The organism is Sphingobacterium sp. DR205, assembly GCF_011064245.1.
GTDB lineage: Bacteria > Bacteroidota > Bacteroidia > Sphingobacteriales > Sphingobacteriaceae > Sphingobacterium > Sphingobacterium athyrii.
On sequence record NZ_CP049333.1, the window covers coordinates 684,278 to 706,513 of the forward strand.

At 39.5% G+C, this 22,236-nt stretch carries 36 protein-coding genes; 35 read left to right on the forward strand and 1 reads right to left on the reverse strand.

Annotation, left to right across the window (positions count from 1 at the left end):
• Window positions 1-51: 51 nt before the first annotated feature.
• Window positions 52-1,005 (forward strand): YafY family protein, encoded by a 954-nt coding sequence (locus G6053_RS02775; RefSeq protein ID WP_165305499.1) that lies wholly within the window; start codon window positions 52-54, stop codon window positions 1,003-1,005.
• Window positions 1,006-1,221: 216 nt separating this feature from the next.
• On the opposite strand, the gene G6053_RS02780 is transcribed toward G6053_RS02775, so the two are convergent.
• Window positions 1,222-1,692, reverse strand: a complete 471-nt coding sequence (locus G6053_RS02780; RefSeq protein ID WP_108636204.1) for a DinB family protein — start codon at window positions 1,690-1,692, stop codon at window positions 1,222-1,224.
• Window positions 1,693-2,033: 341 nt separating this feature from the next.
• On the opposite strand from G6053_RS02780, the gene rplC reads away from it, so the two are divergent.
• The 34 genes from rplC to G6053_RS02950 all read left to right on the forward strand — a co-directional run bounded on the left by rplC (window position 2,034) and on the right by G6053_RS02950 (window position 22,224).
• Window positions 2,034-2,651 (forward strand): 50S ribosomal protein L3, encoded by a 618-nt coding sequence (gene rplC / locus G6053_RS02785; protein ID WP_077438124.1) that lies wholly within the window; start codon window positions 2,034-2,036, stop codon window positions 2,649-2,651.
• A 5-nt stretch (window positions 2,652-2,656) separates the two neighbouring features.
• Window positions 2,657-3,286, forward strand: a complete 630-nt coding sequence (gene rplD, locus G6053_RS02790) for a 50S ribosomal protein L4 (protein ID WP_108636203.1) — start codon at window positions 2,657-2,659, stop codon at window positions 3,284-3,286.
• A gap of 1 nt (window position 3,287) precedes the next feature.
• Window positions 3,288-3,578: a 50S ribosomal protein L23 gene (gene rplW, locus G6053_RS02795; protein WP_077438123.1), complete on the forward strand. Its 291-nt coding sequence runs from the start codon at window positions 3,288-3,290 to the stop codon at window positions 3,576-3,578.
• 6 nt (window positions 3,579-3,584) lie between these two features.
• Window positions 3,585-4,412, forward strand: coding sequence for a 50S ribosomal protein L2 (gene rplB / locus G6053_RS02800; RefSeq protein WP_108636202.1), 828 nt, complete (start codon window positions 3,585-3,587; stop codon window positions 4,410-4,412).
• On the forward strand, window positions 4,412-4,678 hold the full coding sequence (gene rpsS, locus G6053_RS02805) for a 30S ribosomal protein S19 (RefSeq protein WP_002997495.1): 267 nt from the start codon (window positions 4,412-4,414) through the stop codon (window positions 4,676-4,678). Before rplB ends, rpsS begins: the two co-directional genes overlap by 1 nt.
• A 6-nt stretch (window positions 4,679-4,684) precedes the next feature.
• Window positions 4,685-5,119, forward strand: a complete 435-nt coding sequence (gene rplV, locus G6053_RS02810) for a 50S ribosomal protein L22 (protein ID WP_077438121.1) — start codon at window positions 4,685-4,687, stop codon at window positions 5,117-5,119.
• Window positions 5,120-5,130: 11 nt separating this feature from the next.
• On the forward strand, window positions 5,131-5,922 hold the full coding sequence (gene rpsC / locus G6053_RS02815; protein WP_108636201.1) for a 30S ribosomal protein S3: 792 nt from the start codon (window positions 5,131-5,133) through the stop codon (window positions 5,920-5,922).
• Window positions 5,923-5,984: 62 nt separating this feature from the next.
• Window positions 5,985-6,407 carry a 50S ribosomal protein L16 gene (gene rplP / locus G6053_RS02820; protein ID WP_046674870.1) on the forward strand — a complete coding sequence of 141 codons (423 nt, stop codon included), beginning with the start codon at window positions 5,985-5,987 and terminating at the stop codon, window positions 6,405-6,407.
• A gap of 92 nt (window positions 6,408-6,499) precedes the next feature.
• On the forward strand, window positions 6,500-6,718 hold the full coding sequence (rpmC, locus tag G6053_RS02825) for a 50S ribosomal protein L29 (protein WP_108636200.1): 219 nt from the start codon (window positions 6,500-6,502) through the stop codon (window positions 6,716-6,718).
• Between the two features lie 14 nt (window positions 6,719-6,732).
• The gene (gene rpsQ / locus G6053_RS02830; protein ID WP_028071573.1) at window positions 6,733-6,987 is read left to right on the forward strand and encodes a 30S ribosomal protein S17; all 255 of its coding nucleotides are present in this window, start codon (window positions 6,733-6,735) and stop codon (window positions 6,985-6,987) included.
• Window position 6,988: 1 nt separating this feature from the next.
• Complete coding sequence (gene rplN, locus G6053_RS02835) at window positions 6,989-7,357, forward strand: 50S ribosomal protein L14 (RefSeq protein ID WP_104385212.1); 369 nt, start codon at window positions 6,989-6,991, stop codon at window positions 7,355-7,357.
• Between the two features lie 38 nt (window positions 7,358-7,395).
• Complete coding sequence (rplX, locus tag G6053_RS02840) at window positions 7,396-7,707, forward strand: 50S ribosomal protein L24 (protein WP_181390672.1); 312 nt, start codon at window positions 7,396-7,398, stop codon at window positions 7,705-7,707.
• On the forward strand, window positions 7,707-8,276 hold the full coding sequence (gene rplE, locus G6053_RS02845) for a 50S ribosomal protein L5 (RefSeq protein WP_046674875.1): 570 nt from the start codon (window positions 7,707-7,709) through the stop codon (window positions 8,274-8,276). The genes rplX and rplE overlap by 1 nt, the downstream gene beginning before the upstream one ends.
• Complete coding sequence (gene rpsN, locus G6053_RS02850; RefSeq protein WP_028071569.1) at window positions 8,269-8,538, forward strand: 30S ribosomal protein S14; 270 nt, start codon at window positions 8,269-8,271, stop codon at window positions 8,536-8,538. Before rplE ends, rpsN begins: the two co-directional genes overlap by 8 nt.
• Window positions 8,539-8,671: 133 nt before the next feature.
• Window positions 8,672-9,073, forward strand: a complete 402-nt coding sequence (gene rpsH, locus G6053_RS02855) for a 30S ribosomal protein S8 (RefSeq protein WP_223584601.1) — start codon at window positions 8,672-8,674, stop codon at window positions 9,071-9,073.
• 21 nt (window positions 9,074-9,094) lie between these two features.
• On the forward strand, window positions 9,095-9,649 hold the full coding sequence (rplF, locus tag G6053_RS02860) for a 50S ribosomal protein L6 (RefSeq protein ID WP_108636198.1): 555 nt from the start codon (window positions 9,095-9,097) through the stop codon (window positions 9,647-9,649).
• A gap of 5 nt (window positions 9,650-9,654) precedes the next feature.
• Entirely contained in the window at window positions 9,655-10,008 is a 354-nt protein-coding gene (rplR, locus tag G6053_RS02865) for a 50S ribosomal protein L18 (protein ID WP_088160091.1), read from the forward strand.
• A 12-nt stretch (window positions 10,009-10,020) separates the two neighbouring features.
• Window positions 10,021-10,539, forward strand: a complete 519-nt coding sequence (gene rpsE, locus G6053_RS02870) for a 30S ribosomal protein S5 (protein WP_104385209.1) — start codon at window positions 10,021-10,023, stop codon at window positions 10,537-10,539.
• Between the two features lie 5 nt (window positions 10,540-10,544).
• A complete protein-coding gene (gene rpmD / locus G6053_RS02875) occupies window positions 10,545-10,724 on the forward strand; it encodes a 50S ribosomal protein L30 (RefSeq protein ID WP_046674880.1) in 180 nt (59 codons plus the stop codon).
• A gap of 119 nt (window positions 10,725-10,843) precedes the next feature.
• Window positions 10,844-11,290, forward strand: a complete 447-nt coding sequence (rplO, locus tag G6053_RS02880; protein WP_165305500.1) for a 50S ribosomal protein L15 — start codon at window positions 10,844-10,846, stop codon at window positions 11,288-11,290.
• Between the two features lie 3 nt (window positions 11,291-11,293).
• Window positions 11,294-12,631 (forward strand): preprotein translocase subunit SecY, encoded by a 1,338-nt coding sequence (gene secY, locus G6053_RS02885; protein WP_108636196.1) that lies wholly within the window; start codon window positions 11,294-11,296, stop codon window positions 12,629-12,631.
• 9 nt (window positions 12,632-12,640) lie between these two features.
• Complete coding sequence (gene map / locus G6053_RS02890) at window positions 12,641-13,423, forward strand: type I methionyl aminopeptidase (protein ID WP_165305501.1); 783 nt, start codon at window positions 12,641-12,643, stop codon at window positions 13,421-13,423.
• A 74-nt stretch (window positions 13,424-13,497) separates the two neighbouring features.
• The gene (gene infA, locus G6053_RS02895; RefSeq protein WP_002997456.1) at window positions 13,498-13,716 is read left to right on the forward strand and encodes a translation initiation factor IF-1; all 219 of its coding nucleotides are present in this window, start codon (window positions 13,498-13,500) and stop codon (window positions 13,714-13,716) included.
• Window positions 13,717-13,761: 45 nt separating this feature from the next.
• On the forward strand, window positions 13,762-13,878 hold the full coding sequence (ykgO, locus tag G6053_RS02900) for a type B 50S ribosomal protein L36 (RefSeq protein ID WP_013665024.1): 117 nt from the start codon (window positions 13,762-13,764) through the stop codon (window positions 13,876-13,878).
• Between the two features lie 28 nt (window positions 13,879-13,906).
• The gene (gene rpsM, locus G6053_RS02905; protein ID WP_108636195.1) at window positions 13,907-14,284 is read left to right on the forward strand and encodes a 30S ribosomal protein S13; all 378 of its coding nucleotides are present in this window, start codon (window positions 13,907-13,909) and stop codon (window positions 14,282-14,284) included.
• A 10-nt stretch (window positions 14,285-14,294) separates the two neighbouring features.
• Entirely contained in the window at window positions 14,295-14,684 is a 390-nt protein-coding gene (gene rpsK / locus G6053_RS02910) for a 30S ribosomal protein S11 (RefSeq protein ID WP_108636194.1), read from the forward strand.
• 60 nt (window positions 14,685-14,744) lie between these two features.
• Window positions 14,745-15,353, forward strand: a complete 609-nt coding sequence (gene rpsD, locus G6053_RS02915) for a 30S ribosomal protein S4 (protein WP_108636193.1) — start codon at window positions 14,745-14,747, stop codon at window positions 15,351-15,353.
• Window positions 15,354-15,449: 96 nt separating this feature from the next.
• Complete coding sequence (locus tag G6053_RS02920; RefSeq protein WP_077438111.1) at window positions 15,450-16,442, forward strand: DNA-directed RNA polymerase subunit alpha; 993 nt, start codon at window positions 15,450-15,452, stop codon at window positions 16,440-16,442.
• A gap of 130 nt (window positions 16,443-16,572) precedes the next feature.
• Complete coding sequence (gene rplQ / locus G6053_RS02925; protein WP_165305502.1) at window positions 16,573-17,079, forward strand: 50S ribosomal protein L17; 507 nt, start codon at window positions 16,573-16,575, stop codon at window positions 17,077-17,079.
• Window positions 17,080-17,238: 159 nt separating this feature from the next.
• Window positions 17,239-18,384: an aminotransferase class III-fold pyridoxal phosphate-dependent enzyme gene (locus G6053_RS02930; RefSeq protein WP_108636191.1), complete on the forward strand. Its 1,146-nt coding sequence runs from the start codon at window positions 17,239-17,241 to the stop codon at window positions 18,382-18,384.
• A gap of 140 nt (window positions 18,385-18,524) precedes the next feature.
• Window positions 18,525-19,487: an acetylornithine carbamoyltransferase gene (locus G6053_RS02935; protein WP_108636190.1), complete on the forward strand. Its 963-nt coding sequence runs from the start codon at window positions 18,525-18,527 to the stop codon at window positions 19,485-19,487.
• A 52-nt stretch (window positions 19,488-19,539) separates the two neighbouring features.
• A complete protein-coding gene (gene argB, locus G6053_RS02940) occupies window positions 19,540-20,337 on the forward strand; it encodes an acetylglutamate kinase (RefSeq protein WP_108636189.1) in 798 nt (265 codons plus the stop codon).
• A 26-nt stretch (window positions 20,338-20,363) separates the two neighbouring features.
• A complete protein-coding gene (gene proC, locus G6053_RS02945; RefSeq protein WP_108636188.1) occupies window positions 20,364-21,170 on the forward strand; it encodes a pyrroline-5-carboxylate reductase in 807 nt (268 codons plus the stop codon).
• Window positions 21,160-22,224: a M20 family metallo-hydrolase gene (locus G6053_RS02950; protein ID WP_165305503.1), complete on the forward strand. Its 1,065-nt coding sequence runs from the start codon at window positions 21,160-21,162 to the stop codon at window positions 22,222-22,224. The genes proC and G6053_RS02950 overlap by 11 nt, the downstream gene beginning before the upstream one ends.
• Window positions 22,225-22,236: the final 12 nt, after the last annotated feature.

Below are 22,236 nucleotides of genomic sequence, written 5' to 3' on the forward strand. Positions count from 1 at the left end.
AAAGTCTTTTTCTACGTCGGAAAAAAATGAATTACTCGTATCTTTATCCCTATGACCGACATTCAGAAAAGATTTGACCGTATCCTTGCTATTTATATGCACCTGCAGGCAAAACCTGTGGTGACTGCCGCTGCGCTGGCAGAAAAATACGAAGTAAGCCTGCGGACGATCTATCGCGATATCCGCTCCCTCATGCAGGCAGGAATACCTATTTATGGCGAAGCAGGAAATGGCTATTCCTTGGTCGAAGGATATAAAATGCCGCCCCTGCAATTTAGCCGCGAGGAGGCCCTGAGTTTTGTCGCTGCTGAAAAATTGGTTGAGAAGTATACAGACAGGAATCTCGCCCACCATTTTACGACAGCTATGCTCAAGATGAAGGCTATTTTGAGAGGGAACGAAAAGGAACATGTTGCTTTGTTGGGGGACAATTTTCTCGTTCGAGGCGGCCGCCATCAGTTTAATGAGAAATTGACCCATGGCACAAATACACTTATAGAAAGTATAGCGGAAAAAAAATGTGTGGAAATTTATTATTCCAAACCGTCAGACAAGACACCGGAAAAACGGGAGATTGAAGCAGTGGGTATTTTTGTGGAAAGTAAGTTTTGGTATGTCCTTGCTTTTTGTAAACTCCGCAATGACTACCGGCAATTTCGCCTGGACCGGATCAGCAATATCCGGAAGCTCGCTGATAGTTTTGGAAAAGAACACCCCGAACTTTCTTTTTTTCTGAATAAACGGCACGAGACGCCAACAACCAAAGTGGTAGTGCAGGTGAACAGAGAGATGGCGAGGTATATGGAATGGGATCGCCATTACTTTGGATTTCAAAAGGAAGTGGTTACTGACAGTTATGTTGAAATGCACTTTGAAAGTATCCATGTTGAGAGTGGATTTGCACGCTGGTACATGATGTTTGCCGATAAAGGAAAGATTATAGAGCCGGAATCGCTAAAAGGAACTGTAAAGCAATTGCTGGCGGCAGCACTCGAACAGGTTTAATCTGAAGTTAGGGGAGCTTGAGGTTCCCCGTCGAGAGATTACTAAAAAGAATACTTGTCCGGTATCTGAATTGAACCCGAACAAGTATCTTTATATGATATAGATTTTAAGATGTCAGTGATAATAATGTGGCAGGTCTCCAATATTATATAGAGCGTCTTCGGCTAGTAATACTAGAATCTACCATCTCAAATCTAATATCTCTCATCTAACAAGTTAATCCCGCTCCCAGAAAAATGGAGGTTGGATACCCAACAAGCGTAAATAGACAAATCCTTGACCACGGTGGTGAATCTCATTATCGATGAAATAGAATATACTGTGGATGATCGGCGAATTGTATTGTCCGAACAGGTTAAATTCTTCGGAGAAACGTTCTGTTGGAATCTTGTCGAATAATGCACTGATCTGTGGAGTAGCCTCATCCCAGGCCTGTAACAGTTGAGCTTTGGTCGTATAGTTAAACTTCTCATTAAGCTCCCCGCTTTTATTATTGACAATTTCCTGCAGTCCGGGGACAGCGATGCCCAGAAGCTCCTGGATCATTTCGGCAAATGTCCGCATGCCTTCTACTTTATAATTGAAAAGTGCTTCTTCCGGAAATTTTTCGATCGTTTGTCTTGTTAAATTTCTGTGGCCTAACCAATGTGCAAGCAGTTCGTTCTTGGAAATGATTTCTGTTTTCATGATTATCGTATTTTAAGTGTTTAAATTTTAATCTGGATGAATTGTCTTCCGTTATTAAGACAGTTCAAAATTAGCCGGATAAATGACAGCCGTATGGCAGTAGAGTAAATGAAATCTTGTTTTTTTATTTTTTTGGTGAATGAATTGTGCGGAGTGTTGTGAGTTGTCTGATCGGGTGAATAAAATCGGAGTAGGGAGGAAATTAGAAAATAAAAAAAATAATTCACTAATTATTTGACAGTTATAAAAATGTTTGTAACTTTGCAGTCCCTTAATGGGAATAGTGTGTCTTGAGCGAAGCCCTACTGCTTCGAAGGACTTTTAATTAATTAATTTACAACATGTCAGGTATTATTGGAAAAAAAGTAGGAATGACAAGCCTGTTTAACGCTGAAGGAAAGAATATTCCTTGTACAGTGATTCAGGCTGGGCCGTGCGTGGTTACGCAGATACGTACGGAAGAAAAGGACGGCTACTCGGCAATTCAACTTGGTTTCGATGAAGCTAAGGAGAAAAACACGACAGCTCCTTTGAAAGGGCACTTTGCGAAAGCAAACACAACGCCTAAGCGTAAGTTGGTAGAGTTTAAAACTTTCCCAGATGCAAAACAACTTGGTGACGTAGTTGACGTTACACTTTTCGAGGAAGGCGAATTCGTAGATGTAGTCGGTACTTCAAAAGGTAAAGGTTTCCAAGGTGTAATGAAACGTCATGGATTTGGTGGTGTAGGTGGTGCGACTCACGGTCAGCACAACAGACTACGTGCTCCAGGTTCATTAGGTGCTTCATCATGGCCTTCACGCGTATTTAAAGGTATGCGCATGGCTGGTCGTACAGGTGGTGACAGAGTTAAAGTTCAAAACTTACAGGTGTTGAAAGTTTACGCTGAGCAAAACCTTATCGTTGTTAGTGGTTCCATTCCAGGAGCTAAAGGTTCTTATGTAATCGTAGACAAATAGTAGAGATGGAAGTTAAAGTTTTAAATTTATCAGGTAAAGAAACAGGTGCCAAGGTGCAACTTCCTGAGTCGGTATTTGGGTTAGAGCCTAACGATCATGCGATCTATTTGGATGTGAAACAATACTTAGCGAACCAACGCCAAGGAACTCACAAATCTAAACAACGTAATGAAATCGCGGGTTCAACTCGTAAATTACACAAACAAAAAGGTACTGGTGGTGCTCGTGCGGGTTCTATCAAATCTCCATTGTTTAATGGTGGTGGTCGTGTATTCGGTCCTCAACCTCGTGACTACTCGTTCAAATTGAACAAAAAATTGAAACAAGTAGCACGTAAATCAGCGTTGTCTTACAAAGCAAAAGATAATAATATTGTGGTATTGGATGAAGTAAAATTCGATGCGATCAAAACTAAAAATTATGTTGCTTTAATAAATGCGTTGAACGTAGCTGATGAGAAAACATTGTTGGTATTGCCAGCTTACGATGAAATTGTTTATAAATCAAGCAGAAATTTGAAAAAAGCAAAAGTTATTGTTGCTTCTGATTTAAATACATACGATGTATTAAATGCAACAAAATTATTGTTAACAACAGATGCTGTTAAAACTTTGGAGGAAGCATTAGCTAAGTAATATGGAAATTATCAAAAAACCTATCTTGACTGAGAAAGCTTCTATCTTAACGGAAAAATTAAACCGTTACGCTTTCAAAGTAGATCACAGAGCAAACAAAATCCAGATTAAATCAGCTGTTGAAGCTATGTTCGGTGTTACAGTTCTTGCTGTAAACACTGCAGTTGTAGCAGGTAAAGCAAAAAGCCGTTACACAAAAGCAGGTTTCGTATCTGGTAGAGCTCCTAAGTATAAAAAAGCTATCATTACTATTAAAGATGGCGAAACTATTGACTTTTACAGTACTATATAATTTAAGATGGCAGTTAAAAGATTCAAACCGGTAACCCCTGGTACTCGTTTCAGAATAGGCGCAGATTATTCTGATATTACTACAAACGTTCCTGAAAAATCGTTAGTAGTAAAAATCAACAAGAAATCAGGTGGTCGTAATAACTCCGGTAAAATGACTATGCGTTATCTCGGTGGGGGACATAAAAAAGTATACCGATTAATTGATTTCAAACGCGATAAAAAAGATATCCCTGCAAAAGTAGCTACTATTGAGTACGATCCAAACCGTACTGCTCGTATTGCCTTGTTGCACTACGCTGATGGTGAAAAACGCTACATCATTGCTCCAGCTGGTTTACAAGTTGGTCAAACTGTAGTTGCAGGTGATAAAGTTGCCCCAGAAGTTGGTAATACATTACCATTAGCAAACATTCCATTGGGTTCTATCATCCACAACATTGAATTAAATCCTGGTCAAGGTGGTTCAATTGCTCGTTCGGCTGGTACTTATGCTCAATTGTCTGCTCGTGATGGTAAATATGCCATCATCAAATTGCCTTCAGGCGAAACACGTATGATCTTATTGACTTGTGTTGCTACAATTGGTTCGGTATCGAACCATGAGAGATCTAACCAAGTGTTAGGTAAAGCAGGTCGCAAACGTTGGTTAGGTCGTCGTCCAAGAGTTCGTGGTGTTGCGATGAACCCAGTAGATCACCCAATGGGTGGTGGTGAAGGCCGTACTTCAGGAGGTCACCCACGCTCACGTACAGGTGTATTAGCTAAAGGCTTCAAAACACGTTACAAGAAGAAAACATCGAATCGTTACATCATTGAGAGAAGGAAAAAATAATGGCTCGTTCAATTAAAAAAGGTCCTTATATCGATCACAACTTAGAAAGAAAAGTTCTTTCTATGAATGAAACTAACAAAAAGTCAGTTATCAAAACATGGTCTCGTAGATCAATGATTTCACCTGATTTTGTTGGCCATACCTTCGCAGTGCACAACGGGAATAAATTTATCCCTGTTTATGTAACAGAAAATATGGTAGGTCACAAGCTTGGTGAATTCGCGCCTACGCGTACATTCAGAGGCCACGCAGAAAAGAAAAAATAATAGGTAATGGAAGCAACAAAAAAACTTAAAAAGTCTGTCTTAATTAGACAACGCAAAGAGCAAGAGAAAGCTCAACAAGGTGGAGCTTCGGATGCCAAATTATTGAACTGCCCTACTTCGCCTCGTAAGATGCGTTTAGTGGTAGACTTAATTCGTGGCCAGCGTGTTGAAAATGCATTATACATTTTGAAACACTCTAGTAAAGAAGCTGCTGCTCGTGTAGAAAAATTATTATTATCTGCAATCAAAAACTGGGAAGCCAAAAACGAAGGTAAATCAGTGGAAGAAAGCGAACTTATTGTAAAAGAAGTATCAGTAGGTGGTGGTCGTCAATTGAAAAGATTGCGTCCGGCTCCTCAAGGTCGCGGATACAGAGTTCGTAAACGTTCAAATCACGTTACGTTGGTAGTTGATAGCAAATTAAACGTTGAACAAAACTAATTTATTGAGAAATGGGACAAAAAGCAAATCCAATAGGTAGCAGATTAGGAATCATCAAAGGTTGGGATTCTAACTGGTTCGGAGGTAAAAACTATTCCGATAAATTAGTTGAAGACGAAAAAATCAGAAAATATCTTTCTGTTCGTATTGCAAAAGGTGGTGTAGCTAAAGTTGTTATCGAAAGAACTTTAAAACGTATCACTGTTACAATTCACACTGCTCGTCCAGGTATCGTTATCGGAAAAGGTGGTCAAGAAGTTGACAAGATCAAAGAAGAGTTGAAAAAACTGACTAAAAAGGATGTTCAAATCAACATTTTCGAGATCAAACGCCCTGAGTTAGATGCTAAGTTAGTAGCTGAAGGTGTCGCTAAGCAATTAGAGGCGCGTATTTCATTCCGTCGTGCAATGAAAACTTCAATCGCTTCTACCATGCGTATGGGTGCAGAAGGTATCAAAATCATGTGTTCTGGTCGTTTAGGTGGTGCTGAAATGGCACGTACTGAACAATACAAAGAAGGAAGAACTCCTTTACACACATTGCGTGCTGATATCGACTACGCTTTAGCTGAAGCATTGACTACATACGGTAAAATCGGTATCAAAGTTTGGATCTGTAAAGGTGAGGTTTACGGTAAACGTGACTTATCTCCAAACATTGGTCAAGCATCTGGTGTAAAATCACGTGGCAACCACGAAGGTGGTGGCGAACGTCGTGACAACCGTAACAAAGGTGGTCGCGGTGGAAACAGCCGTGGTGGAAACAACCGTGGTGGAAATAACCGTGGTCCGAAAAAAGATTAATAGAGTTTATTTAGATTACAACAAAAACCTGCTGAAGAAGCAGATTTAAAAAGTATACGAACATGTTACAGCCAAAAAGAACGAAGTTCAGAAAGATGCAGAAAGGCCGCATGAAAGGTAACGCTTCTCGTGGAGCGGAGTTAGCTTTCGGTTCTTTCGGTATCAAAACAATGGAGCAAGCATGGATCACTAGTCGTCAAATCGAGGCAGCTCGTATTGCGGTTACACGTTATATGAAACGTGAAGGTCAAGTTTGGATTCGTATTTTCCCTGACAAACCTGTTACGAAAAAACCTGCAGAGGTACGTATGGGTAAAGGTAAGGGTGCTCCAGAATACTGGGTAGCAGTAGTACGCCCAGGCCGTATGTTATTTGAAGCAGAAGGTGTGCCTTTGGAAATTGCCAAAGAAGCTTTACGCCTTGCAGCTCAAAAACTTCCGGTTCAAACTAAGTTTGTGATTCGTAGAGACTACGTTGAAGCATAAAAATCTTGGTAATGTCATCATTTAAGCGTTAGGGCCGTTACTCCTAACGCTACATATAAACGGATGATAACCCAAATAACAACTGAAAAAACATGAAAAATTCAGAAATTTTAGAATTATCTAATGAGGACTTAGCAGCTCGTCTTGTAGAGGAGAAAACAGCCCTTACGAAATTGAAATTTGCACATGCTGTTTCAGCTATTGAGAACCCTAACGTGATCAAGGCAGCACGCAGAGCTATCGCTCGTATCAGCACAGAAATCAGTGCACGCAAAGCTGCAGCTAAAAACGAAACAGCCTCTGAGGCGTAAAATTTAAAGTCGAAATGGAAAGAAATTTAAGAAAAACAAGAATCGGCTTAGTAGTTAGCAACAAAATGGACAAGTCTATTGTAGTGGCTGTTGAACGTAAAGTAAAACACCCTATCTATGGTAAGTTCGTTAAAAAAACTACTAAATTTAAAGCTCATGACGAAACTAATACCTGCGGTATCGGCGACACGGTATTAATTATGGAAACTCGTCCGCTGAGTAAAACAAAAAACTGGAGATTAGTTGAAATTATAGAAAGAGCTAAATAACATGGTACAACAAGAATCAAGACTTAATGTAGCTGACAATAGCGGTGCTAAAGAAGTTTTAGTAATCCGTGTATTGGGCGGTACGCGTAAGCGTTATGCATCAATCGGAGATAAGATTGTTGTATCGGTGAAAAGCGCTATGCCTTCAGGAAACGTGAAAAAAGGTTCCGTTTCTAAAGCAGTAGTCGTTAGAACGAAAAAAGAAATCCGTCGTAAAGATGGTTCTTATATCCGTTTTGATGACAACGCCGCTGTATTATTAAATAATAATGATGAGCCACGTGGCTCACGTATCTTTGGCCCTGTTGCCAGAGAATTGCGTGAGAAACAGTTCATGAAAATTGTATCACTAGCACCGGAGGTTTTATAATTATGGCAATCAAGAAAACAAAAACGACTACGCACAAAATCAAAATTAAAAAAGGTGATTTAGTGAAAGTTATCGCTGGTAACTCTAAAGGTGTTCAAGGAAAAGTATTAACTGTTTTAGTGGATAAAAATAGAGCTATCGTTGAAGGCGCTAACATCGTAAAAAAACACACTAAACCAAGTGCAGCTAATCCTAATGGTGGTATCATTGAGAAAGAAGCTGGTATTAACATCTCTAATTTAGCTGTTATCGATCCTAAAACAGGTGAAACTACCCGTGTAGGCCGTAAGTTAAATGCAGATGGTAAATTAGTTCGTTACGCTAAAAAATCAGGGGAGGAAATTAAATAATGACTTACGTACCAAGATTAAAAGTGAAATATGCGGAGGAAATCCGTAAAGCACTTCAAGAAAAATTTCAGTATAAAAGTATTATGCAGGTTCCTAAACTTGAGAAAATCGTTGTTTCACAAGGCGTAGGAGCTGCAACAGCTGACAAAAAATTAATCGATAACGCTATCGCTGAATTGACTTTAATTACAGGTCAACAAGCCGTTGCTACAAAATCGAAAAAAGATATTTCAAACTTTAAATTACGTAAAGGTATGCCTGTAGGGGCACGTGTTACTTTACGTGACAACAACATGTTCGAATTCTTGGATCGTTTGGTAGCAGTATCGCTTCCACGTATTCGTGACTTCCGCGGTATCAACGATAAAGGTTTTGACGGACGTGGTAACTATAACTTAGGTATCACTGAACAAATCATTTTCCCTGAGATCAACATTGATAAAATCAACAAGATCCAAGGTATGGATATCACTTTTGTGACTTCTGCTCAAAATGATGTTGAAGCTTTAGAATTGTTGAAACAATTCGGTTTACCATTTAAAAATCAAAATACTAATAACAATGGCTAAAGAAGGATTAAAAGCACGCGAAGTAAAACGCGCTAAATTGGTAGCTAAATATGCGGCAAAACGTGCAGAATTAAAAGCTGCTGGCGATTACGTTGCATTAGATAAATTACCTAAAAATGCTTCTCCGGTACGTTTACACAACCGTTGTAAATTGACTGGCCGTCCTAAAGGATATATGCGTCAATTCGGTATCTCCCGTGTAACTTTCCGTGAGATGGCTTTGGATGGCAAGATCCCAGGGGTGAAAAAAGCTTCTTGGTAATTAAAAAAAAATACTTAATTTTGCCCGGGCAATTCTACTTAGGATTGCCGGGTTTTTGCATTTAAAATTGTTTAACAGATAGCAGGTCCCATACCAATGGTTGGGAGGGAAACCGCTGTCGCAAATTTCATATATAATGACTACAGATCCAATTGCGGATTACCTTACACGAGTAAGGAATGCCATCAAGGCCAACCACAGGGTTGTTGAAATTCCTGCATCGAACCTTAAAAAAGAAATCACTAAAGTTCTTTTTGACAAAGGTTACATTGCTAATTACAAATTCGATGAGAATGGCGTACAGGGTACGATCAAAATCGCATTGAAATATAATCCAATTAGCAAAATTCCGGCTATTCGTACGTTGACACGTGTGAGTAAACCTGGTTTAAGAAAGTATGCAAGCGTTGATACTATGCCTCGTGTTTTGAATGGTTTAGGTATTGCTATCTTGTCAACATCGAAAGGTGTTATGACAGATAAAGAAGCTAGACTTCAAAATGTTGGTGGTGAAGTTTTATGTTACGTTTATTAATCTAGGTAAAAACACAAAGAAATGTCAAGAATTGGAAAAGCGCCTATCGCTATCCCTGCTGGGGTAACTGTTACTATTTCGGACAAAAACTTAGTTTCAGTAAAAGGTCCTAAAGGCGAATTAACACAACAGGTTGACCGTGACATCACGATTGCTCAAGAAGATGGCAATATCGTCGTAACACGTCCAACTGATCAAAAGAAACACAAAGCATTACACGGTCTATACCGTTCCCTGTTGAACAACATGGTTCAAGGTGTGACTGAAGGTTACAAAACTACTCAAGAGTTAGTCGGTGTAGGTTACCGTGCCACAAGTACAGGTAATGTATTAGAGTTAACTTTAGGTTTCTCTCACCAGATTGTTTTTGTATTGCCAAAAGAGGTTAAAGTATCAACTACTGCTGAAAAAGGTAAAAACCCTACAATCACTTTAGAATGTGCTGACAAACAATTGATCGGTCAGGTAGCGGCAAAAATCCGTGGCTTCCGTAAACCAGAACCTTACAAAGGAAAAGGTATCAAGTTTGAAGGTGAAGTATTGAGAAGAAAAGCAGGTAAATCAGCTAAAAAATAATAATCATGGCAGGACAAAAAGCATCTCGTAGAGAGAGAATCAAAAAAGGAATCAGAAAAAACCTTGCTGGAACGTCTGAACGTCCACGTTTATCGGTTTTTAGAAGTAACAAAGGTATCTATGCGCAAATCATTGATGACAATGCAGGTAAAACATTAGTTGCTGCATCTAGCTTGTCAAAAGAATTTGTTGCATCTGGTAACAAAGTTGATCAATCTAAAGCTGTAGGTAAATTGGTTGCTGAAAAAGCAGTAGCAGCAGGTATTAATAAAGTAGTTTTTGACCGTAATGGGTACTTATACCATGGCCGTATCAAATCTTTGGCTGAAGGTGCTCGCGAAGGCGGTTTAGACTTTTAATCATAGAAAGAAATGGCATTAAGCAATATAAAAAGAGTAAAATCAAGCGAAATTGAATTAAAAGATCGCTTAGTAAGTATCCAACGTGTAGCTAAAGTTACTAAAGGTGGTCGTACTTTCAGCTTCTCTGCAATTGTTGTAGTAGGTGATGAAAACGGTATTGTTGGTTACGGTTTAGGTAAAGCTAAAGAGGTAACTGAAGCAATCACTAAAGGTATCGACGACGCAAAGAAAAATTTAGTGAAAGTTCCTGTAATCAAAGGTACTGTTCCTCACGCACAATATGGTAAATATTCTGGTGGTTCAGTTTTGATTAAACCAGCTGTTGGTGGTACAGGAGTTTTGGCAGGTGGTGCAATGCGTGCAGTATTGGAGTCTGCTGGTATCAAAGACGTATTGGCTAAATCATTAGGTTCTTCTAACCCACACAACGTGGTAAAAGCAACTGTAACTGCCTTAGCAAACATGCGTGATGCATATACAGTGGCACAGCACCGCGGTGTCGATTTGAATAAAGTATTTAACGGTTAATTATCATGGCAAAAATCAAAATCACCCAGATAAAGAGCGTTATCGACAGAAGCGAGCGCCAAAAGAAAACTATTGAGGCATTGGGTTTGAAAAGAATCAACCACTCAGTAGAAGTTGAAGCTACTCCATCAATCATTGGAATGGTACGTAAAGTAAACCATTTAGTAGCTATCGAAACTATTTAATATTAGCATATGGAAGGGGTCTTTGGGCTCTTTCCATTACTTGTTATTAATAATAATTATTTTTTAATCGCTAGTACCTGTTTAGTGAGAGCGAAGGGCTAGCACAATTTAGTTTAAAAATGAACTTAAGTAATTTAAAACCTGCAAAAGGTGCAGTAAAAAGTAGCAAACGTATTGGCCGTGGTACTGGTTCTGGTCGTGGTGGTACTTCTACACGTGGTCACAAAGGTGCTGGTTCTCGTTCAGGTCACTCTACGAAAATCGGTTTCGAAGGTGGTCAAATGCCTTTGCAACGTCGTGTGCCTAAATTTGGTTTCAAAAACATCAACCGCGTAGAGTACAATGGTGTAAACTTGGATACTTTGCAAACGTTGATCGAGAAATTCAATTTGACAACTGTAGATTTCGATGCATTGAAAGCTCATGGATTAGTGTCTAAAAATGACAAAGTAAAAATCTTGGGCCGCGGTGAATTGAAAGCTAAAGTTGAAGTAACAGCGCACGCGTTTACTGCTTCTGCTCAAAAAGCTATTGAAGCTGCAGGCGGTTCTATCGTTAAAATTTAATAAATGAAGAAACTAATCACAACCTTAACCAATATTTGGAAAATCGATGATTTACGTACGCGTATTCTAAATACCTTACTTTTTCTTTTGATTTACCGTATTGGATGTCACGTGGTATTACCAGGTGTAAATCCTCAAGCTTTGGCTTCCGGTCAAAAAGAGGGTTTATTGGGCTTACTGGATATGTTTGCGGGGGGATCATTCTCTCGTTCGGCTATCTTTGCTTTAGGGGTAATGCCATATATCTCGGCATCCATTGTTGTTCAATTGCTGGGCATCGCGGTTCCTTACTTCCAAAAGATGCAGAAAGAAGGGGAAAGTGGTCGTCAAAAAATGAATCAGATTACTCGCTATTTAACATTAGGGATTACTTTGCTTCAGGCTTTTGCTTATGTACGTACTCAGATCGAGCCAAGTGCTAAAACAATCGCAGACCCATTGTTCACTATTCTGACTGCCATAGTTTTGACAGGCGGTACTTTATTTGTGATGTGGTTAGGAGAAAAAATTACGGATAAAGGTATCGGTAATGGTATTTCTTTGATCATCATGACTGGTATTATCGCTCAATTGCCAAGTGGTATCACTGCGGAATGGGTTTCTAGAATGGCGAAAGGTGGTGGTGGTCCAATTCCATTGTTGCTTGAATTTGTGGCTTTGTTCTTCGTCGTGATCTTTACGATCTTGATCGTACAGGGGGTTCGTAAGATTCCTGTGCAATATGCGAAGAAAATTGTCGGAAACAAGCAAGTCGGTGGAGTACGTCAGTATATACCGTTAAAGGTAAATGCTGCAGGTGTAATGCCGATCATTTTTGCACAGGCGATCATGTTTGTGCCAATGAGTTTAGGACAGTTCTTCCCAAATCTTCAGTCGGAATTTTTGACTTCGTTGAGTAACTATACTTCTGTAGCGTACAACGTGACTTTTGCGGTGTTAATTATCGCATTTACGTTCTTCTATACAGCGATCATGGTGAATCCGCAACAGATGTCAGATGACATGAAGAAAAACGGAGGTTTTGTTCCGGGTATTAAACCGGGATTGGAAACTAGTAATTTTATAGACCGCGTAATATCAAATATTACATTTCCAGGTGCAATTTTCTTAGCGATTATTGCTATTCTACCTGCTATTGCAAGTTTGTTTGGTATTAATAATCAATTTGCACACTTCTACGGAGGTACGTCCTTATTGATTTTAGTAGGTGTGGTGTTGGATACTTTGCAACAGATCGAATCTCATTTATTGATGCGTCATTACGATGGATTGATGAAAACAGGTCGTATTAAAGGTCGTTCGGCCGCGTCTGTTGAGGGAATGGATCATTCGGCAATTTAATTTCTTTAGATGTCTAAAGTATTTTATAAGTCAGCAGATGATATAGAGCAATTGCGGAAGTCAGCAGATGTGCTTTCGCAATTGCTTGGTGAAATCGCAAAAGTGATTAAGCCTGGGGTAAAAACTATATCTCTTGATAAATTAGCTTATGAGTATATTCATGATAATGGCGGTACGCCAGCGTTCTTAAATTATCATGGATTTCCATACTCTTTGTGTATCTCTGTCAACGATCAGATTGTACATGGTTTTCCGGGCGATTATGAAATTAAAGATGGTGATCTTGTTTCAGTCGACGGGGGTGTCAATTTGAACGGTTTTATCAGTGATTCAGCTTACACTTTCGGTGTAGGTGAGATTTCTGAAGAAGCCCAATTGTTGTTGGATGTCACAAAGGAATCATTGTACAAAGGTGTTGAACAGGCTGTGGCCGGTAAACGTGTTGGGGATATTTCCTCTGCGGTCCAAGAGTACGTGAGCAAGTTCGGTTTCGGAATTGTACGCGAACTGGTCGGACATGGCGTTGGATATCATTTACATGAAAAACCAGAAGTTCCAAATTATGGAAAACGTGGTGCAGGCCCGAAGTTGGAAGAAGGTTTGGTTATTTGTATCGAGCCAATGATCAATGCGGGACGGGCAGGTGTTCGTTTTTGGGACGATGGTTGGACAGTAAGTACAGTAGATGGGAAGTTATCGGCGCACTTCGAACAGATGGTTGCCATCCGAAAAGGTGAACCAGATGTGTTGCTGACATTCGAACATGTAGAGAAAGTTTTGAACAAAAAGTAGTTGGTTTTCAATTATTTTTATTTATCTTTGCACTCCTGTTCGCAGGCTTTTAAATTAAATTTAATCGAGAATATATGGCTAAACAAGCCTCAATAGAACAAGACGGTATAATTAGAGAGGCACTTTCTAATGCTATGTTTAGGGTAGAATTGGAAAATGGACATGAAATCATTGCCCATATTTCTGGTAAAATGCGTATGCACTATATCAAAATTTTACCTGGGGATAAAGTTAAATTGGAAATGTCTCCGTATGATTTGACTAAGGGAAGGATTACTTACCGCTATAAATAGTCGTAAGCCTTTTAATTAGCACAAGCTTTTGAAAAAATAAATATCATGAAAGTAAGAGCATCAATAAAAAAACGTAGCGCGGACTGTAAGATCATCCGTCGTAAAGGTAAAGTTTTTGTAATCAACAAAAAGAACCCGAAGTTTAAACAACGTCAGGGTTAATTCATTAAAAATAATAGCTTAATATTATATGGCAAGGATAGCAGGTATTGATTTACCTAAAAACAAAAGAGGTGTGATCGGCCTTACCTATATTTTTGGTATCGGTCGTACAAGAGCTCAATATATCTTGGAAAAAGCTGGTATCAGCGAAGATGTGAAGGTACAAGAGTGGAATGATGAGCAATTGGCAGCAATTCGTAGCATCATCAATGATGAATTGAAAGTAGAAGGTTCATTGCGTTCAGAAATCCAATTGAACATCAAACGTTTAATGGATATCGGTTGTTACCGTGGATTGCGTCACCGTAAACACTTACCAGTTCGTGGTCAACGTACTAAAAACAACTCACGTACTCGTAAAGGTAAACGTAAGACAGTTGCAAACAAGAAAAAAGCTACTAAATAATAAATAAGAAATGGCTAAAACTAAAAAAGCTGCAAAAAAGCGTATCGTTGTTATTGAACCTATAGGTCAGGCTCACATTAACGCAACGTTTAACAATATCATTGTAACTTTGACTAATAATCAAGGACAAACTATTTCTTGGTCTAGTGCCGGTAAAATGGGGTTCCGTGGTTCAAAAAAGAATACTCCATATGCTGCTGGTCAAGCTGCGCAAGACTGTGGAAAAGTTGCTCATGACTTGGGTTTACGCAAAGTTGAAGTGTTTGTTAAAGGACCTGGTGCTGGTCGCGAATCTGCAATCAGAACATTACAAACTGTAGGAATCGATGTGACTACTATTAAAGATATCACACCACTTCCTCACAACGGTTGTCGTCCTCCAAAACGCAGAAGAGTTTAATTAATTTAAAGATAAGATTCATCGGCTATAGGCTGATAGATACTTTAATTGTAAAAGAAAATGGCTAGATATACAGGACCTAAGTCCAAAATTGCCCGTAAATTTAGAGAGCCGATCTTCGGCCCTGATAAAGCGTTAGAAAAGAAAAATTACCCTCCTGGACAACACGGAGCTTCTAAACGCAGAGGTAAACAATCTGAATATGCTATTCAGTTGTTAGAAAAACAAAAAGCAAAATACACTTATGGTGTATTAGAGCGTCAATTCGCTAACTTATTTGTTAAAGCTTCCTCTAAACAAGGTATTACAGGTGAGATCTTCTTGAAATTATTAGAAGCTCGCTTGGATAACGTAGTTTACCGCTTAGGTATTGCTACTTCTCGTGCTGCTGCTCGTCAGTTAGTATCTCATAAACACATTACTGTTAACGGAAGTGTTGTTAACATTCCATCATATAGCTTGCGTCCAGGTGACGTTGTAGCAGTTCGTGAACGTTCTCAAACGCTTGAAGCCATCACTAATTCAGTTGCAGGTCGTACTGTAAATAAATTTTCTTGGTTAGAGTGGAATGCGAAAGAATTAACAGGTACTTTCTTAAGCTATCCGGAAAGATCTGATATTCCTGAAAACATTAAAGAGAACTTAATCGTTGAGTTATACTCTAAATAATAAATAAAATAGAAGTATGCATAGTCCAGTTTTGGGGTATGCATCTTTCTGTTGTATTACAATTATTATTACAAATAAAACATTAAAAGAAAATAAATGGCAATTTTAGCATTTCAAAGACCGGATAAAGTTATCATGCAGAAATCTACGGATTTTGATGGTACGTTTGAATTTCGTCCATTGGAGCCTGGTTTTGGTGTAACCATTGGTAATGCTTTGCGCCGTATTCTATTGTCCTCGTTAGAAGGATATGCAATTACGTCGATAAGGTTTTCTGGCGTTTCGCACGAATTTTCAACGATCAAAGGTGTTGTTGAAGACGTAACTGAAATTATCTTGAACTTGAAACAGATCCGTTTCAAAAAAACAGGTGAGATTGGCGACAACGAAAAGGTATTTGTAGTAATCAATGGTCAAGAACAATTCTTAGCTGGTGATATCACAAAATTCTCTAATAACTTTACTGTCTTAAATCCAGACTTGGTAATCTGTAACATGGATAACGCAGTGACAATTGAATTGGAATTGAGTATTGCTAAAGGTCGTGGATATGTAAATGCAGATGAGAATAAAGTGACTGATGCGCCGGTAGGTGTTATCGCTATCGATTCGATCTTTACTCCGATCAAGAATGTTAAATATACCATTGAGAATTACCGTGTAGAGCAAAAAACTGACTACGAGAAATTGTTGTTGGATATCTCTACAGATGGCTCAATTCACCCCGAAGAAGCTTTAAAAGAGGCTGCTAAGATCTTAATTCAACACTTTATCTTATTCTCTGATGAGAATATGCTGCTTGAGTCGCAAACAAAAGAGGAAACTAAAGTCGTCGATGAAGAAATCTTGCACATGCGTAAGATTTTGAAAACAGAATTAGTAGACCTTGACCTTTCAGTGCGTGCATTGAATTGTTTGAAAGCTGCTGATATTCGTACATTAGCTGAGTTGGTAACTTACGACGTAGCTGATATGTTGAAATTCAGAAACTTCGGTAAAAAATCGTTAAGTGAAATTCAGGAATTGGTTAAATCCAAAGGTTTATCATTCGGAATGAACTTGGCAAAATATAAATTAGACGAAGAATAATAATTTATTAAGCGACCACTATATGTAATTCCTCTTGAAGCTGATTGCTGGACGAGATGGGCAGTTGCCTTTGAAAAGTTTAGCAATTTATATAAAACAAGAACGGTATATATAGTATAATAAAATCAAAATGAGACACGGAAAAAAAGTAAATCACTTAGGCCGTACGGATAGCCATAGAAAAGCAATGTTGGCTAACATGGCGACATCATTAATCCTACACAAACGTATCACAACTACTTTGGCTAAAGCTAAAGCATTGCGTACGTATGTAGAGCCTTTGATTACTAAATCTAAAAACGACACAACACACTCTCGTCGTACAGTATTCGCTTATTTGAAAGATAAAGACGCAGTTTCTATCTTGTTCCGCGAAATTTCTGAAAAAGTAGCTAACCGTCCAGGTGGTTACACTCGTATCATCAAAATGGAAAACCGTTTAGGTGATAATGCGGAAATGGCTTTCATCGAGCTTGTTGATTACAACGAAATCTACGGTAAAAAATCTGCTGCTGCTGAGAAAAAAGCTACTCGTCGTCGTGGCGGTGCTAAAAAAGCTGCTGCTCCTGCTGAGACCGAAGCTCCTGCAGAGGTAAAAGCTGAAGTAGAAGGTGAAGAAAAAGTTGACGGAGAATAATATTGATCCCGTTACAAATAAAAAAAAGTCCTCTTTTTAAGAGGACTTTTTTTATTTTATGACCATTCCTACCGTTATAACTGATATATTTGTAATGCTAAAATCTGATAGCTTTTTCTATTACTAGCTATTTCGTTTATCAATCTATAATTCATTAAGATGAAACCATTTGATGTTTATCCCATTAATCCCATTAACATAGTTAAAGCTAATGGATCTACGGTGTGGGATGCCGAAGGAAATGCTTATTTGGACTTGTATGGTGGCCATGCCGTGATATCGATCGGACACACGCATCCACATTATGTACAACGTATTACAGAGCAGTTGAATCGTATCGGATTCTATTCTAATTCTGTTGAAATTCCAATTCAGCGTGAACTTGCGCGATTGCTTGGCGAAGTATCTGGTAAGGTTGATTATGACTTATTCCTTTGTAATTCTGGCGCCGAAGCGAATGAAAATGCTTTGAAGCTTGCTTCTTTCTATAATAAGAGAAAAAAAGTAATCGCGTTCTCTAAATCGTTTCATGGTAGAACATCGCTGGCTGTGGCTGCGACCGACAATCCGAGTATTGTTGCGCCTGTCAATGAGACTGACAACGTCGTTTTTCTTCCGTTCAATGATGAGGAAGCACTAAAGGATGCATTTTCAGCTTATGGCACGGAAATTTCCTCTGTTATTATTGAAAGTATCCAAGGTGTTGGTGGAATTAGGGAAGCGTCCGTTACTTTTCTTCAATTGATCCGCTCACTTTGCGACCAATATAATGCCGTATTTATTGCTGATGAGGTGCAATGTGGCTACGGTCGGACGGGTTTGTTCTATGCGCAGGATTATTCTGGAGTAGACGCGGATATTTATACCATGGCCAAAGGGATGGGAAATGGTTTTCCTATCGGGGCAATAAGTATCTCTCCTAAGTTTAAAGCTTCCCATGGTAGTTTAGGGACAACCTTTGGTGGCAACCACTTGGCCTGTGCAGCGGCTTTGGCTGTTTTGGAGGTGATTCAACAGGATCGTTTGATGGAGAATGCGAATGCTGTAGGACAGTATCTCATTGACGAATTAAAGAAAATTGAAGAGATCGTAGAAGTAAGGGGCCGAGGATTGATGATCGGAATCGAGCTTCCAGCATCTTTGGCACATGTAAAGAAAGATCTTTTGTTAAAGAATCGTATTTTTACGGGGGAAGCTAAACCTTACGTTATTCGATTGCTTCCAGCATTGAATATTACCAAAGAACATGCTGATCAATTTTTATTGGCATTAAAAGAACATATAAAGGCGGTTGTAGTCGCTTAACGATAATTAGATGAAATAATAAGGGTGACTTCTCCGTGTAAGGGGGGACCTATCTGAATTGTTTCTTCAGCATAAATAAACAAAGCGGGTAGCACAATGCATTGTGTCCTAGAAAAGGCTCGCATAAATGATTTATATAGATGAAAAAGTTTTTCTCTGTAAAAGACGTATCCAGTGTAGCAGACGTTGTTCAAGAGGCGTTGGCGCTAAAAGCGGCACCTTATGCTAACCAAGATCTTGGTAAGCATAGGACCTTGGGTCTTGTGTTTTTAAATCCTAGTTTACGTACACGTTTGAGTACTCAAAAAGCGGCGATGAACTTGGGTATGAATGTCATGGTTATGAACATGGACAAGGATGGCTGGGCGTTGGAGACACAGGATGGTGTCGTGATGAACGGCAGCACTGTTGAACATATCCGTGAGGCAGCAGCCGTCATGGGTGAATATTGTGATATCCTTGGCTTACGGTCTTTTCCGAAGTTAAAAGATCGGGAAGAAGATTACAGTGAGGATCTATTCAACAAATTTATTAAATATTGTGGTGTACCTGTTGTTTCGCTTGAAAGTGCAACACGCCATCCATTACAAAGTTTAACGGATATCATTACGATCACCGAACATAAGAAGACAGCGAAACCAAAAGTTGTATTGGCTTGGGCTCCGCATGTGAAAGCTTTACCACAGGCTGTACCGAATTCTTTTGCGGAATGGATGTGTCAGGCGCAAGCGGAAGGACTTGTCGATTTTACCATCGCGCAACCTATGGGCTATGAACTCAGTAAGGATTTTACGAAGGGAGCGACAATTTCAACAAATCTAAATGAAAGCCTGAAAGATGCTGATTTTGTTTATGTGAAAAACTGGTCATCCTATCAGGAGTATGGCGAGGTATATACCGTTGACGAGGATTGGATGATGGATAACGAGAAGTTGTCTTTGACGAATGACGCGAAGGTCATGCATTGCTTACCGGTAAGACGGGATTTGGAATTATCATCCGAGATTTTGGATGGACCAAACTCCTTGGTGATTAAGGAAGCAAGTAATCGTGTCTGGGCGGCACAGGTTGTTTTAAAACGAATGCTGGAAGATCTAGTCTAAGATCGGTCTTTTGATTATTGAGAAACTATTTTTATTTGGGAAAAGTTGCGTAATGGCTAATAGTGTATTAAATATTATAAAAATTGGCGGAAATATTATCGACGATGAGGGTCTGTTAGATTCTTTTTTAGAGAAATTTTCCGCACTGTCAGGGAAGAAAATCCTCGTGCATGGCGGTGGCAAAATTGCGACACGTCTTGCAAGTGAGCTTGGTCTACAAGCGCAAATGGTTGATGGCCGCAGAGTGACAGATGAAAATATGCTGCGTATTGTGACGATGGTGTATGCTGGATTGACAAATAAGACCATCGTTGCCAAATTACAAAAACTAAAATGTGATGCTGTTGGCTTGACAGGGGCTGATGGTGATGTAATTAAGGCTATAAAGAGACCTGTCAAAGATATTGACTATGGTTTTGTTGGAGATTTATTGCATGATTCTGTGAATACATTGGCAATAAAAAAATTCCTGGAAGCAGGCTTTGTTCCGGTATTCTCTGCCATTACGCATAATGGTTTAGGGCAGCTGCTCAATACCAATGCGGATACCATTGCATCTTCTTTAGCGGTCTCTTTGTCGTCCCTGTATGAGACTTCGTTGGTGTACTGCTTCGAGAAAAATGGAGTATTACGTGATGTGACCGATGAAAATTCGGTGATACCAACGATTAAATCTGATGAATTTGAATATCTTAAGGAATCGGGCATTGTCAATGATGGTATGATTCCAAAATTGCAAAATGCATTTAATGCGATAAATAAAGGTGTTCAGGAGGTATATATTGGTCATGCCAATAATTTGCACTTGTTTCAACAGGGGCAGTTCGGTACCTGTTTGACATTAAAATAATCATGTAATCTAATCTAAACCCAACTATGAAAAAGGTCACTATCATCGGAAGTGGCAATATCGGTCTTTCCTTGGCGAAAGGGCTTGTTAAAAGCGAGTTCGCTAGTGCTGCCGATATTACATTGACCCGCAGAAATCTGAATGCTTTGGCTGAGGAAGCAAGCCAGGGATTCTCGGTAAGTAATGATAATAAAGCTGCTGTTAAAGGTGCTGATATTATTGTCTTCGCCATATTACCGCAGCAGCTAAAAAAGGTATTGGTTGAAGTCGCTCCCGAAATAGATAAGAAAAACCAGATTTTTGTTTCCATTGTATCTGGTGTTTCCTGTGCTGACCTGAGAGCCGTATTGGGTGATGATGCGACGGTAGTACGTGCGATGCCAAATACGGCTATTGCCATCGCTCAGTCGATGACTTGTATTGCGAGTGATAATGCTTCGGAAGGTAGTCTAGCTGAGGTAGAAAAGATGTTTGAGACCGTTGGTTCGGTAGTCATTATAAATGAAGATCTGATGACTTCGGCAACAGCCTTGTGTGCCTGTGGAATAGCTTTTTTCTTACGGGCTATACGAGCGGCATCACAGGGTGGAGTTGAGATTGGTTTCCATGCACATGATGCCTTAAAAATGGCTGTGCAGACGGCTAAAGGTGCCGCAGATTTATTATTGCATACGAATGCGCATCCTGAGGGCGAGATCGATAAGGTAACTTCACCGAAAGGGTGTACCATAGCTGGATTGAATGAAATGGAACATCATGGTTTTAGTTCGGCATTTATCAAAGGAATAAAATTGTCTGCCGATAAAGCAGGAGGACTATATCATGAAGGATAAGGAGAGCTTATTCAAAGATAGCTTAGCTTTATTGAAACAGTTGATCGCGCTTTCTTCCTTAAGTCGGGAGGAGGTTCTGACGGCTGACCTGATTGAGGCATTTTTCAAAGAAAGGCTCATTAAAACCTTTAGAAAGGGGAATAATGTTTGGGTATACAACAAACAGTACGCACTAGATAAACCGACTATTCTGCTTAATTCGCACCATGATACGGTAAAAGCCAATCCGGGGTATACTCGTGATCCATTGGCACCTTCTGAGGAGGACGGGAAACTGTATGGTTTAGGAAGTAACGATGCGGGCGGATGTCTGGTGTCGTTGATCGCCACTTTCTTGTATTTTTACGACGAGAAGGGCTTAAAATACAATTTTTGTCTAGTGGCGAGTGCCGAGGAGGAAATATCGGGAAGAAACGGGATTGAGTGCGTCCTGGAGGATATCGGACCTATTGATTTTGCAATTGTTGGCGAACCGACACTGCTGGATTTAGCTGTCGCCGAAAAAGGTCTGATGGTATTGGACTGCAATGCAATAGGGGTGGCGGGCCATGCTGCTCGTAATGAGGGTGACAATGCTATTTATAAAGCAATTAAAGATATACAGTGGTTTAAGGACTATGCTTTTGAAAAAACATCAACTACCTTAGGCCCGATAAAAATGTCCGTGACAATGATTCAAGCAGGATCGCAACATAATGTAGTGCCGGCCAATTGTAGTTTTGTGGTCGATGTACGGACAACTGATGCTTATACAAATGAAGAAACACTGGCGATCATCAAATCTCATGTTACTTCGGAAGTTTCGGCTCGATCTACTCGTTTGAAATCATCAGCTATTCCGGAGGAACATCCTATCGTTCAGGCAGGAATAAAACTTGGTCGTAAGCTATATGGATCTCCGACGATGAGTGATCAGGCGCTTATTCCGGTGCCTTCTTTGAAACTGGGGCCCGGAGACAGTGCAAGATCGCACATGGCTGATGAATTTATTTATATTGATGAAATTCGGGAAGGAATAGATTTGTATGTGGCTATGCTACAAGAGATAGTATAAAAAAAGCTTCCA